Annotated in this window: 13 protein-coding genes; 7 read left to right on the top strand and 6 right to left on the bottom strand. The window is 73.1% G+C overall.

Going from position 1 to position 12,393, the window contains the following annotated elements; genetic code table 11:
- Positions 1 to 202 precede the first annotated feature (202 nt).
- Positions 203 to 1,135, top strand: coding sequence for a hypothetical protein (locus JWR81_RS24400; protein WP_297657695.1), 933 nt, complete (start codon positions 203 to 205; stop codon positions 1,133 to 1,135).
- A 19-nt stretch (positions 1,136 to 1,154) separates the two neighbouring features.
- On the opposite strand, the gene JWR81_RS24395 is transcribed toward JWR81_RS24400, so the two are convergent.
- Together JWR81_RS24395 and JWR81_RS24390 are read right to left on the bottom strand one after the other, a co-directional pair.
- Positions 1,155 to 2,006, bottom strand: coding sequence for a ZIP family metal transporter (locus tag JWR81_RS24395; RefSeq protein ID WP_297657692.1), 852 nt, complete (start codon positions 2,004 to 2,006; stop codon positions 1,155 to 1,157).
- 203 nt (positions 2,007 to 2,209) lie between these two features.
- Positions 2,210 to 2,986 (bottom strand): phosphatase PAP2 family protein, encoded by a 777-nt coding sequence (locus JWR81_RS24390; protein WP_297657689.1) that lies wholly within the window; start codon positions 2,984 to 2,986, stop codon positions 2,210 to 2,212.
- Between the two features lie 168 nt (positions 2,987 to 3,154).
- On the opposite strand from JWR81_RS24390, the gene JWR81_RS24385 reads away from it, so the two are divergent.
- The 5 genes from JWR81_RS24385 (at position 3,155) to JWR81_RS24365 (ending at position 7,804) form a co-directional block, all read left to right on the top strand.
- Positions 3,155 to 4,558 (top strand): HAMP domain-containing sensor histidine kinase, encoded by a 1,404-nt coding sequence (locus tag JWR81_RS24385; RefSeq protein ID WP_297657686.1) that lies wholly within the window; start codon positions 3,155 to 3,157, stop codon positions 4,556 to 4,558.
- 10 nt (positions 4,559 to 4,568) lie between these two features.
- Positions 4,569 to 5,279 carry a response regulator transcription factor gene (locus JWR81_RS24380; protein ID WP_297657684.1) on the top strand — a complete coding sequence of 237 codons (711 nt, stop codon included), beginning with the start codon at positions 4,569 to 4,571 and terminating at the stop codon, positions 5,277 to 5,279.
- Positions 5,280 to 5,349: 70 nt separating this feature from the next.
- Positions 5,350 to 5,649 (top strand): hypothetical protein, encoded by a 300-nt coding sequence (locus JWR81_RS24375; protein ID WP_297657681.1) that lies wholly within the window; start codon positions 5,350 to 5,352, stop codon positions 5,647 to 5,649.
- Positions 5,650 to 5,822: 173 nt separating this feature from the next.
- Positions 5,823 to 7,037, top strand: a complete 1,215-nt coding sequence (locus tag JWR81_RS24370; protein WP_297657677.1) for a Mur ligase family protein — start codon at positions 5,823 to 5,825, stop codon at positions 7,035 to 7,037.
- The gene (locus tag JWR81_RS24365; RefSeq protein WP_297657674.1) at positions 7,034 to 7,804 is read left to right on the top strand and encodes a glutamine amidotransferase; all 771 of its coding nucleotides are present in this window, start codon (positions 7,034 to 7,036) and stop codon (positions 7,802 to 7,804) included. The genes JWR81_RS24370 and JWR81_RS24365 overlap by 4 nt, the downstream gene beginning before the upstream one ends.
- Positions 7,805 to 8,017: 213 nt before the next feature.
- Here JWR81_RS24365 and JWR81_RS24360 read toward each other — a convergent pair whose 3' ends face one another.
- Positions 8,018 to 9,184 carry an ROK family transcriptional regulator gene (locus JWR81_RS24360; RefSeq protein WP_297657671.1) on the bottom strand — a complete coding sequence of 389 codons (1,167 nt, stop codon included), beginning with the start codon at positions 9,182 to 9,184 and terminating at the stop codon, positions 8,018 to 8,020.
- 91 nt (positions 9,185 to 9,275) lie between these two features.
- Here JWR81_RS24360 and JWR81_RS24355 point away from each other — a divergent pair, with 91 nt between their 5' ends.
- Entirely contained in the window at positions 9,276 to 10,547 is a 1,272-nt protein-coding gene (locus JWR81_RS24355; protein ID WP_297657668.1) for a YbiU family protein, read from the top strand.
- On the opposite strand, the gene JWR81_RS24350 is transcribed toward JWR81_RS24355, so the two are convergent.
- From JWR81_RS24350 to JWR81_RS24340, 3 genes are all read right to left on the bottom strand, one after another.
- Positions 10,544 to 10,813: a hypothetical protein gene (locus JWR81_RS24350; protein WP_297657665.1), complete on the bottom strand. Its 270-nt coding sequence runs from the start codon at positions 10,811 to 10,813 to the stop codon at positions 10,544 to 10,546. The genes JWR81_RS24355 and JWR81_RS24350 overlap by 4 nt on opposite strands.
- 116 nt (positions 10,814 to 10,929) lie before the next feature.
- Positions 10,930 to 11,598, bottom strand: a complete 669-nt coding sequence (locus JWR81_RS24345; RefSeq protein WP_297657661.1) for a TetR/AcrR family transcriptional regulator — start codon at positions 11,596 to 11,598, stop codon at positions 10,930 to 10,932.
- Between the two features lie 244 nt (positions 11,599 to 11,842).
- The gene (locus JWR81_RS24340; protein ID WP_297657658.1) at positions 11,843 to 12,316 is read right to left on the bottom strand and encodes a hypothetical protein; all 474 of its coding nucleotides are present in this window, start codon (positions 12,314 to 12,316) and stop codon (positions 11,843 to 11,845) included.
- Positions 12,317 to 12,393 lie beyond the last annotated feature (77 nt).

Here is a 12,393-nt window from a genome sequence, read left to right as displayed (position 1 = left end):
CCCGGTAGCCGGAGGTGAGCGGGTGGCAAAACCTGGGGGCCGGCCGGCGCTTCTTGCCGAGCTCTTACCGGCTGCCGGCCGTTCCTGTCACGTACCTTGCCTAGCCTTGGGTCGTGATCGTGGATCTCGCCCGCCATGCGCTCGTCGCGACCGCCCCCCTGCGCGAGCAAGGCCGACGGCACGACGGCCGGAGGGCGCGCCGGTGACCGGCGTCCTGACGGCGATCGGCCTGGCTGTGGTCGCCGCGATGTTGTTCGCCGTCGCCGCGACGCTCCAGAACGGCGCTGTCTCCGAGGTGGCCGAGGGCGTAGGGGCGCGCTCGGCGCTGGTTCGTGGAAATGGTTGGCGGGAGCTGCTCCGGGCACCGATGTGGTTGCTGGGTGGGTTGCTCGCGGCGGTGGGGTCGGTGACCCACGCGGGTGCTCTGGTGCTGGCGCCGCTCGCGGTGGTGCAGCCGATCGGGGTGCTGGCCGTGCCGTTCGCAATCCTCATCGCCGCGGCGCGGGTCCGACGACGCCCGCCATGGCCTCTCCTGCTGACGGTGCTCGTGTGTCTTGCGGCCGTGGCCCTCTTCGTCACGTTGGCCGACGCTCATCTCGGCGCGACCACCCGGCCACGGTTCGGCGGGGTGGTCGCGGCGGCGGCCACGGCGGCCCTGCTGGCAGGCGGTTTGTCGGTGCTCGGGACGCGGTCGGTCGGGTGGTTGCGGTGCGCGGCGTTCGCGGCTGCCGGAGCGACGGCGTTCGGGCTGGTGTCCGCACTGATGCGGCTGATCTCGCTGCACATCACGACCGGGGCAGGCGACCTGGACGACGCCGGGATCCTGTTGCCGGCGCTGGGTGTCGTCGTGGCCCTGGTCGCGGGTGGGTGGGCGGTGCAGCAGGCCCACGCCGCCGGGGCGCCGGCGGTCGTCGTCGGATGCCTCACGGTGATCGACCCGATCGTCGCGGTCACGTTGGGGATCACGATGCTGGGGGAGGGCGGCTCGACGACCCCTGCCGGTGTGGCCGGCCTGGTCGGATGCGCGGTCGTCGGTCTGGGGGCGGTCGTGGCACTGGCCCGCCACCATCCGGAGGGCCGGCTCGCGACCGGTGGGACGACGGTGGCTGTCGCCTCCGCAGTGGGCGGTCCGTGAGCCGCGCTCACGGACCGGGTCACGCGCCGCCGACGGTGACGACCATGTCGGTGACGAACCCTGCGGTCATGCCGGCGAGGATTCCCCAGTAGAGCGGGGTGCGCAGGCCGGCGCGGAGCGCGACACCGATCAGCTGGATCACGACGTAGAGGATCGACCCGGCCGCCAGCGTCAGGAACACGACGGTGAGCGGATCACTCGTGAACTGACGCCCGATCACCGTGCCAAGGACCGTCGGGCCACCGCCGATCAGCCCCATGAGCAGCAGGAAGCCCCAGCCGGGACGGTCGCCGTCCGCGGCCAGCGGTGCGACGATCCCGAAGCCCTCGGTGGCGTTGTGCAGGGCGAACCCGATGACCAGCAGCGTCGCGAGCGCGATCTCGCCCTGGCCGGCGCTGTTGCCGATGGCGAGGCCCTCGCCGAAGTTGTGCAGGCCGATCCCCACGGCGACGAGCAGCGCCGTGCGTCGCGCCGTCGACCAGTGCCGGGCGCCGCGCCCGTCCAGCTCGGTCGCGAGCATGGACCCGGGCCCGGCGTTGCGCGCGGCTGCCGGGACGGGCCGTCGCATCCGGTTCTCGTAGGCGACGAGGGCGATCAGCCCGACACCGATGCCACCGAGGAAGAGCGCGCCGTATCCCAGGACCGGCCCGATCCCACCGGCCCCGGTGCGCAGGTCGCCGAGTGCCGCGTCGATCGGCTCCCAGGCGTGGGTGAGCACGTCCCAGAGCAGGAAGACGAGGATCCCGATGGCCGTGGCGTTGAGGAACACGCGCAGTCCGGGTGCAGGCGCCCGCAGGCGTCCGATCGGCAGACCGAGCAGGATCGTGACTCCCGCGATGGCCCCGAGGAGCACCGTGTCCGCCTCACCCATCTGTTTCCCCTCTCCTTCGCAGAGCCGAGCCTGTCCAGGCTTCTGCACAGGTGAGGCTCACTTGAGTTGCGGGGGCCTGTCAATGCCGTCTCCGCCCGGCCCGGGACGTCCTCGATGGGGTTCCTGCGGCGCTTACCCGGCGTTAACCAGGAGCTGGCCAGATCCGAATCTTCACCCGGCGCAGTCACGACGCGCGTGCACCGTCAGAGCGGCGGGGCGTGCGCGCCGGCGGGCGCCGGACGCTCGGAGCGGCGCGTGCTCAGGACGGCCGCGCACAGGGCGATGACGACTCCGCCGAGGAGCCAGCCGTCGAGGACGTCGCTGGCCCAGTGCACGCCGAGGTAGACCCGGCTGCAGCCGGTTGCCGCGGTGCCCAGCGCGGCAACCGCGGCGAGAGTGATCCGGGCGGAGCGGGACCGCAGCAACGACCACCCCACCACCGCCAGCACACCCAGGACGGCCATCGAGCCGAGCGCGTGCCCGGACGGCAGGGAGAACCCGCCCTCGGTGATCAGCCGGTCGATCGCCGGCGGCCGCGGCCTCTCGTACAGGAACTTCAGACCGAAGCTCGCCACGGCCGCCGTCGCGGCGGCCGCCAGCACCAGGCCGGCCTCGAAGCGGTGTCCACGGCGGCCCAGCAGGACGGCGACGAGCACGGCCAGCGCCCCGAGAGCAGTCGTCCCGGCCACGAGGTCGAGCCTCTCGGCGATCACGGTCGGCAGCGGGCTGCGGTGTGTTCGGGCGAACGTCGAGATCGCCAGGTCGGGCGCGGTCGGCCCGCTCCCTGCGTCGACGACGGCGTCCGACATCAGCGCCGAGGGGAGCAGCAGCGCCGTCGCCACGCCCATCCCGGTGAGAGCACTGGGCCGGAGTGCGAAGCGACGGCTCGTGATGCCGCGCAGCAGCACACCCACCCAGCCGACCAGCAGCAGGACGGCGACGATCTCCATGACGTCGGCGCCGCGGTCCGCCGCGGTCATGGGGCGACGTCCACGCCGAGGAGGAACGTGGTCGGGCCGAGCGGGGGCTGTCTCACCGTTCCGACGCTAGGCGCGGCTTCGTTCACGTTCCGTCCATCCGAGGTGAGGGGAAGGCAAACTCGGTGACGTGCCGGTCACGCCCGGACCGGGACGTGCTGTGCTGGACACATGCGCGCCCGAATCGTCGGACTCACCGTCGCTGCCGCCGTCCTGGCGATCGTGCTGTTCGGGGCGCCGCTCGCGGCCGGGGTGGTCGCCTACCTGATCGGTGACGAGCGCGCCGAGCTCGAACGGGCGGCCGATGTCGCGGCGATCACGGTCGCCGCGGACCTGGCGGCCGGCCGCACGACCGCGACCCTGGCCGGGATCGGCTTCGGCGACGACGAGCCGGGCACTCTCGGCGTCTACGACCTCGCCGGGTCCCGTGTCGTCGGCGACGGCCCGCTCACCGCCGACGCTTCGGTCCGTGACGCGACCGGGGAGGACCCGGTGGCCGGTGACGCGGGCGGGGACCTGGTCGTCGCGGTGCCGGTGGTGGTCCAGGACCAACACCGGCTGGTGGTGCGGGCCGCGACGGCGCGATCGGAGGTCTGGGTCCGCGTCGGTCTGGTCTGGCTGGCGATGTCGGGGTTGGCGGCGGTGGCGACGGGCGCGGTGTGGTTGCTGGCGCGCCGCTTCGCGGCCCGGTTGGCGCGTCCGCTGGAGGAGGTCGCCACGGGCGCGCGCCGGTTGGGCGACGGGGACTTCAGCGTGCGCAGCCCGCACAGCGGGGTCCCGGAGATCGACGCCGTGGGTGTCGCTCTCGACAGCACCGCGGAGCGGCTGGGCGCGCTTCTCGAACGCGAGCGTGCCTTCTCCGCGGACGCGTCACACCAGTTGAGAACCCCGCTGGCCGGGCTGCGGCTCGAGCTGGAGGCGGCGCTCGAGGATCCCGAGCACGACCTGCGCGGCGCGATCGTCGCCGGTATCGCCGCCGCGGATCGGCTCCAGCACACCGTCGATGATCTGCTCGCTCTGGCGCGGGACGCGCCGCGTGCCGCATCGGGTCTCGACATCGACAGGGTGCTGGCCGAGGCCCGGCAACAGTGGGACAGCCGGGCGACCGGGCGTCAGCTCCTGATCCGTCGAGAGTCGGAGGCGCCCGTCGCCGCCGCATCGCCCGCGGCGGTGCGGCAGGTCATGACCGTGCTCCTCGACAACGCAGCCAAGCACGGCCGCGGCATCGTGACCGTGACCGCGCGCGAGACCGGGGGTGTGCTGGCGGTCGACGTCGCGGACGAGGGGCCGGAGATAGTCCGCCCGGACGCCGAGCTGTTCCAGCGGCGCTCCCCGCGCGCGAGCGGGCACGGCATCGGATTGGCCCTGGCCCGGAGTCTCGCCGAGGCCGAGGGCGGCCGGCTGCGGCTCACCCGGCCGGCGCCGCCGACGTTCACGCTCCTGCTCCCGGCGTGGGAACCGGTCGTGGCGCCGGCGGGCGACGACCCGCCCGCCCGCCCCGCCGGGGAGCACGGCGACGTGCACATGGCGTCGAACCCGCTGACTCTCGCCGGCCCCCGCAAACGTGGGACCTAGAGTGGATGTCGTGGCGCGGCTGCTGGTGGTGGAGGACGACGCAACGATCGGTGCTGCGCTCCACACGAGCCTCCGGTCGCACGGCCACACCATCACGTGGGCGCGCACCGCTCTGAGCGCACTGAAGGAGGCCGCCGACACCGACCTCGACCTGGTGCTGCTCGACCTCGGGCTGCCCGATCTCGACGGGGTGGAGGTCTGCCGGCGGCTGCGTCAGGCCCAGCCCGGCGCGGTGATCGTCATCCTGACTGCTCGTGCGGACGAGATGGACGTGGTGGTCGGGTTGGAGGCCGGTGCCGATGACTACCTCACCAAGCCGGTCCGGCTGACGGAGCTGCACGCCCGCATCCGGGCGCATCTTCGCCGCAACGCGGGGGCGCCCGATCAGATGCCCGCCGTCCCCGTCGGTGATCTCGTGGTCGACAGGGCGTCGCGACGCGTCACCGTCAACGGTCACGAGCTGACGCTGCGGGCCAAGGAGTTCGACCTGCTGGCCCGCCTGGCTGCCGAGCCGGAGAAGGCGGTCAGCCGCGAGACGCTCATGTCCGACGTCTGGGACGAGAACTGGTTCGGCTCGACCAAGACCCTCGACGTCCACGTCGCCGCAGTCCGCCGGAAGCTGGCCGAGGTCGGCGATGCGGGCGCGGTCCCGCAGATCGTGACGCTGCGTGGCCACGGGTACCGCCTGGACGTACCTTCCGCGCCTCCGTCCGCGAGATAGCCCAGCGCTTTCCCCTCCGTTTACCGCGACCTGTCCGGCGCCGTACCGCGCCCGTTCTACCGTCCATGATGTGACGATCTCGGTGTCGGCGGACACGGATGTGCCACCGTCGTCGCGCGCCGTTCGGCGGCGGCGGACGTGGATCTTCGCCGCGGTCGTCGTGGCCTTCCCGGCGGCGCTGGTGGTGTCCCCGATCTCCTACCTGCAGGCTCTGACCTACCCCGGTGATGCCTCCTGGTCGGCCCGGACGGTCGAGTGGATCCGGGATCTGGCACTGTTCGGCATCCCGCTGCTCCCGACCATGCCCGGGATCAGGAGGAGATGTCTCGTCCCCGATCAGCGCGACTTCTTCGCCGTCACCGTGACATGAGACGCGGGACGGATCCACAGGCCCTCCGGCCGCCCCGCGACCCGCACGGAGCTGCGAATGTGCCGACCTCAGACCCCGGGACGACCACCGGCACACGCGTCGCACCGAGCGTCGTCGGGGACCGGCCGGAGGCCGAACACGCCCCGCGGCCGGGGTGGCGGACCCTCCTCGCGGTGGGGGCGGGATCGATGGCCGGCCGTGTCTCGCGACGCCTGGGACTCGGAGCAGGGGCGATCATCGGAGGCCGTGTCGCGCTGGCCCTGGACCCGTCCGTGCTCACCCGCCTCGCGGCCGGACGGCGCGTGGTGCTGGTGTCGGGCACGAACGGCAAGACCACCACCAGCCACCTGCTGGCCGCAGCCCTGCGCACAGCCGGCCCGGTGGCGCACAACGGATCCGGGGCGAACATGCCCGACGGAGCGGTCGCGGCGCTCATGGCCGGCCGGAACGCCCCTGTGGCGGTGATCGAGGTCGACGAACTCCATCTCGCCACGGTCGCCGCCGCGGTCCGCCCCGCGGTCGTCGTACTGCTGAACCTGTCACGAGACCAGCTGGACCGCGGGAGCGAGGTCCGGGCCGTCGCCGCCTCGATGGCCGACGCGATCGGTGCCCACACCGACACCGCCGTCGTCGCCAACGCCGAAGATCCGTCGATGGTGGGTGTCGTCGCCGGCTCGACCGCCACGACCTGGGTGTCCGCGGGAGGCCGCTGGAGCGGCGACGCGACGGGATGTCCGCGGTGCGGGGAGGCGCTGCGACGCTCGCCCGGCGAGTCGGGCTGGAGTTGCGGATGCGGTCTCGCGAGACCCGATCCCGAGTGGACGGTCGCCGCAGCGACCGTGCTGAACGGCGAGCGGGCGATCCCGGTGCGGCTGCAGCTGCCCGGCGAGTTCAACGTCGGAAACGCCGCGATGGCGATCGCGGCCGCGTCGCTGATGGGCGTCGAACCGTACCGGGCCGCCGCGGCGATGACACAGCTGACCGAGGTGGCCGGCCGGTATGCCGTCGTCACACACCGGGGCCGCCGGTTGCGGCTGCTGCTGGCGAAGAACCCTGCCGGGTGGGCCGAGACGCTGCCCCTGCTCGACGACCGGCGACCGCTGCTGCTGGTGGTCAACGCACGCGAGGCCGACGGCCGCGACACCTCGTGGCTGTGGGACGTGCCCTTCGAGGACCTCGCTCCCCGGCGGGTGGTGGTGGCGGGGGACCGCGCCGCCGACGTGGGGGTCCGCCTCACCTACGCCGGCATCGAGCACACCACCGTCGCCGACCCCCTCGTCGCCGTGCAGCTGGTTCCCGCGGGAGCGGTGGACGTGGTGGCGAACTACACCGCGTTCACCCAGCTCCGCCGCCGGCTCTCGGCCGATCGGGCGGGGGGAGCGACGTGAGCCCCGATTCCGAGCTGGTGATCGGGGTCCTCCTCCCCGACCTGCTGGGCACCTACTCCGACGCGGGCAACGCGGTGGTCCTGGCCCAGCGCGCCCGCTGGCGAGGTATCGGCGCGCGGGTCCTGCACGTCACCACCACCACCGCACCTCCCGCGGACTGCGACCTCTACCTGCTCGGCGGCGGGGAGGACGAGGCCCAGGCGTTCGCCGTCGAGTGGCTGGACCGGCACCCGGCGCTGCGCCGGGCGATGGCCGGGCCCGCGGTCACGTTCGGGGTCTGCGCCGGGCTCCAGATCCTCGGCACGACGATGACGGACACGGGCGGCCGCCGCCGCGACGGCTTGGGCCTGCTCGACCTGACCACCGAGCCCGGCACCCGCAGAGCGGTCGGCGAGATCGTGGTCCGCTGCGGCATCCCCGGCGTCGGTCTGCTCACCGGCTTCGAGAACCACCGAGGATTCACCACCCTCGCCGGTACCACCGCGCCGCTCGGGGGTGTGGTGTCGGGCATCGGCAACGGGGGTGCGCACGAGGGCGGTGCGGTCGAGGGAGCCGTCGCGGGTCAGGTGGTCGCGACCTACCTGCACGGGCCGGTGTTGGCGCGCAACCCCGCGCTGGCCGACCACCTGCTCGAACGCGTCACCGGCCGCACGTTCACCGCCGCGGACGCGCCCGACGTACCCGACCTCGCGGCGATGCGGCGCTCCTACCTGGACGGGCGGCCCTCCCGCCGGTCCCGCCGAGGCGCCGCGCTGTTCCGGCGCTGACGCCGACGACACCGGCCGTTCGAGGAAGGAGACGGATGTGCGCAGCAATCCGGCTCGTTCGGTACTCCTCTGCCTGATGGTCGGTGGTGCCGTGCTGCTCCTCGCCCTGGCCGTGTTCGGGGTGCGCTGGTGAGGCGAGGAACAGCTGCGAGCTGACGAGTGGCCGATGCCGAGCGTCTGGGCGATGAGGTCGCCGCCGGGCCGGACGCGGTGCTAGAGGTTCTCCCGTGCGTGTCGACGGGCGAGTTCGAGGGCTCCTTGCAGGGGGGCGCTGTCGCCGAGGGAGCTGGCGACGACGGGGGTGGGCGCCGGAGCGAGTGCGCTCAGGGTCCGCTCTATCTCGCTCAGGAGCAGCGGGTCGGTGCCGACCGGCCCACCCAGGACGATCAACTCGGGGTCGATGATCGAGCAGATCGCCGTGGCTGCCTCGCCGAGGGCCCGACCTGCCTCGGCGACGGCGTTCAACGCCGTCCGGTCTCCGGTCTCGGCGGCGCGCAACAGCGTGCGCGCCTCGGCGACGGTGTCGGCGAACCAGGCGTCCCGTCGGCGCGGGCCCAGGCCGAGACCGGACACGGCGCGGGCCAGGCCGTGCCGCTCGCCGGTGGCGTCGGCACGACTGGGGAGGTAGCCGATCTCGCCGGCGAGGCCGCGGGACCCGCGGACGAGCTCACCGTCGACGACGAGGCTCATGCCGAGGCCGGCGCCGACGTAGAGGAAGGCGAAGTTCGCGACGTCCGCGGCCACTCCGTTGTACCGCTCGCCCAGGGCTGCGAGGTTGACGTCGTTGTCCACCAGCAGCGGCGCGGCGATGCGGGAGGCCAGGATCTCCGCCGGCTGGATCAGGCCTTCCGGGTAGGGGGTGTCCGGCAGCTCGATCACCGCGAGGGTTCGCGGGTCCACGGGCTTGGCCACCGAGATCGCCACGGCCCGCAACGGCGTGTTCCCGCGCTGCGCACGGTCGCCGGCCTCGACGACGACCTGGTGGAGGCGATGGGCGACGTCGTCGGGGCTGCGGGGTGGGGCGAACTCCTGCCGTGTGACCTCTCGGCCGAGGAGGTCGCTGACCGCGACCCGGATCACGCTGGGGTTGAGCTCGACCGCCACGACCGCGCCGGCGGTCGCGGCGATCTCGAAGAAGGTGGCGATCCGGCCCTGCCGGCCGGTCTGCAGGCCGGCCGCAGCGAGGAGCCCGGCTCGCTCCAGACGGCGCACCGCCGCGTTGACCGTGGGCTTGGACAGGCCCGTGCGAGCGGCGATGTCGACCCGTGTCACCGGGCCACCCTCGGCGAAGACGACATCGAGGATCCCCTGCTCCGTGCGATCGCGGGGAGTCGCCGGGCCGAGCCCCACCCGTCGTGCCTCGGTCCTGCTTGCCGTCATCGCTCTCCCTTGTGCAGTCGCGTGGCCGATGCTAGCTTCACGACACTAGTTAGTAAAGTTGCCTAACCAAAAATGAGAGAGGGCCTGAGAGATGACCGCAGCGCTCCACGTAGTCGAGGCGCCCGCCGATGTCTCGGCCGCGATCCGTGCTGTCAAGCCCGGACTGCGCGCCCGCATCGGTGACTACGCCGGGGTCTTCGCGCAGGTCGAGGAGGCGATGAAGCGCGAGGTCGCCGAGATCGTCGCGCTCCGGGAGCGGGGCGAGGAGGTGTGGCCGGTCGTGGCCTTCGCCGACGTCGCGGCCGGCACCGTGCCGGCCGGGACGGTGGAGGCGATCCGTCGCCGCGGGTGCGCGGTCGTGCGCGGCACGTTCCCCCGTGAGCGGGCCGAGGCCTGGGACGCCGAGCTGGTGTCCTACCTCGACGACAACGACTTCATGGGCCGGTACACCTACTTCGACGACGGGGTCTTCCGCGGGCTGACCGCCGGCAGACCGTCGATCTTCCCGATCTACTGGTCGCACCCGCAGATGCAGGCCCGCGAGGACGCGAACATGGTGGCCGTCCGCGGGTTCCTCAACAGCTTCTGGAAGCACGAGTCGCAGGGCCGGGTCTGGTTCGACCCGACCCGCGACACCGCCTACCCGGACCGGGTCCGCCGCCGTGAGCCGGGCGTCAGCTCCGGCGGTCTGTCGCCGCACACCGATTCCGGCTCGGTCGAACGCTGGCTGCTCCCGGCCTACCAGCAGGTCTTCCGGCACGTCTTCGACGGCAGCTGGACCGAGTACGACCCCTGGGACGGCGCCTACCGCACCGACGTCGACGAGTACCGGTCCACCGTGATGTGCTCGGCGTTCCGGACCTTCCAGGGCTGGACCGCGCTGTCGGACATGGCCCGCACCGAGGGTGTCCTCAACGTCCTGCCGATCCCCGGCGCGATGGTCTATCTGCTGCTCCGGGCCCTGCAGGACGACATCGCCGACGACGACCTGTGCGGCGCCGCGAACGGCCAGTCCCTGCCGATCAGCGCGAGGTACCACTCGGTCCTGCTGCCCGCGATGAGCCCGATCCCGGATGTCGAGCCCGGCGACACCGTCTGGTGGCACGCCGACGGCGTCCACTCGGTCGACCCGGTGACCGACCAGAAGGGCTGGGGCAACGTCATGTACATCCCGGCCACCCCGCACTGCGAGAAGAACGCCGCCTACGCCGACACGTGCGGCACGGCGTTCCTCGCCGGCGAGAGCCCGTCGGACTTCGCCCCCGAGCACTACGAGACCGGCTGGCTCGGCCGCCCGAGCCGCGACGAGCTCAGCCCGACCGGCCGCGGCCAGCTCGGCCTCCAGGAACCAGGCCAGGACTAGGTTCCCCGTCGACGAGGACGGTGTGCGCCGAGTCGCCCGCGGCGGGCGTCGCGCTTCCGGTCGGCCGGTGGCCCGCCACAGTCGTGCCGTGTCGACAGGCCGATCTCCAGCGGACGGCGCTGCACCAGCTCCACCCGGGCCGTCCCGTCGACGGTCTCGTACACGCGCGGCCCGCCCGTCGGCGAGACCGGACGGCAGGCGGCCGCGGACCACCCCGTCCCGTCCTCCACCAGCGCCGGACCGACGACACCCAGCACGGGCAGCACGCGTGCTCCTCGGCAGACAACCGCCGCCCTCGAGGGCCTGTCGCAAGCCACGCGGGACCGTTGGTCTCGGACTCGCCGGACCGTAGCCATCCCGGACCGGCGACCGCGCCGGGTTGTCACCCGGCGGGCGTCATCGTCCGGAAGAGCAGGGTCTTCAGCAGCGTGGCCGTGGTCTCCGGTAGTTCGTCCTTGTGGTTGAGGCTGCGGAGCAGGAGCAGGCTGACGATGCTGCTGCTGATCTCCTCGGCCGTGGGGTCCGGGCGGAGCTGCCCGGTCTGCTGGCCGTGCCGGATCAGGCGCAGCAGGGGATCGAGCAGCGGAACGCTGACGCGCGGGTCCAGGTCGCCGGGCGGGTCAGGGCTGTGCTCGGTGCGGACGGTGTACTCCAGGACGGCCGCGGTGAAGGCGGCGGTGAGCCCGCGGTGGTAGTAGCTCAGCCGGGCCAGCGCGTCGATCTGGTCCGAGAGCGCATCGACGACCGGGCGTTGCCGGGCGATGTCGCGGTCGGCCTGCACCAGCAGCGTCGCGACGAGGGGGCCGAAGACGACTCCGATGAGGACGTGCTTGGTCGGGAAGTGGTTGTAGGCGGTCGCCGGGCTGACCCCGGCTTCGGCGGCGATGTCCTCCATGCGGCTGGCGGCCCATCCGCGGGCGCTGAACGCGGAGTCCGCGGCGGCGATCAGCGCCGCGCGGGTCCGGGTGCGCTTGGTCCGGGCAGCTCTGGCGCGGGCGTCCTCGGCGCGGGCATCGTCGCCGAGTTGCTGCTCCTCGTGAGCGACCACCATCCGACCACCGCCGGCCTGCTCGTGCGTCGGGTGCTCGGTCAGGGCAACCTGCTCCGCGCGTTGGGAGACCTCGACGATGGCGTCTCGCCGTTCGCCTGTCTTGTTCTGGGCGCCCCCGGCCGACCACCCGGCACCCGTTCGGCCGTGACCCCGATCCGGCCGGGTCGGCGTGCGGAGCAACCCATCGCCGCCGCGGTCCGCCCGGTGAGGCGAACGGGTCTCGCCCAGAGCCAGCACAGCGGCTTCACAGCCGGCCCTCCCTCATCGCGCGGTGACCCGCCATCTGGATCACCGTGCCGCGCCCCGGGTGCGTCGTGCCCGGCTGGTCCGGCTCCGTCACCTCGCCCGCCTCGAGCAACGACCTGGCCTCCCGCAGTACCGTGGGGCCCCGTCGGCGCGGGTCGGTCCCGAGGACCCGGCTCGCGACGCCGGTCGCCTCCGCCGGCACCGGTGCCCGCAGCCGCGCCGCCAGTTCGACGGCCTTGGCGCCCGGAGCCGGGCGCACCGTCACCTCGATCAGATCTCCGAGCCGGGCCGGCGGCTCCGGGAGCGCATCGTCGATGTACACCTCGTCGGGGTCCCGGTTGACCGTCACCACCAGCCACCGCGGGGCCTCGGACCTGTCGTCGCTGCGCAAACGCTCCAGGTGCCGGACCGCAAGGGCGCCTGCGGCGGCGGCCGCGACCGCCACCAGACGGCTCATCGTGATCGTAGCCATGGTGATTCTCCCGTCGTGAGGTCGCGCCGGTGTACCCACTCGCGCACCGTCGAACCGGGCCGAGCCCACGGGATGAA

Origin of the sequence: Pseudonocardia sp., from assembly GCF_025965585.1 — a bacterium.
Lineage (GTDB): Bacteria > Actinomycetota > Actinomycetes > Mycobacteriales > Pseudonocardiaceae > Pseudonocardia.
This window is presented reverse-complemented; position numbering and strand designations above follow the sequence as displayed.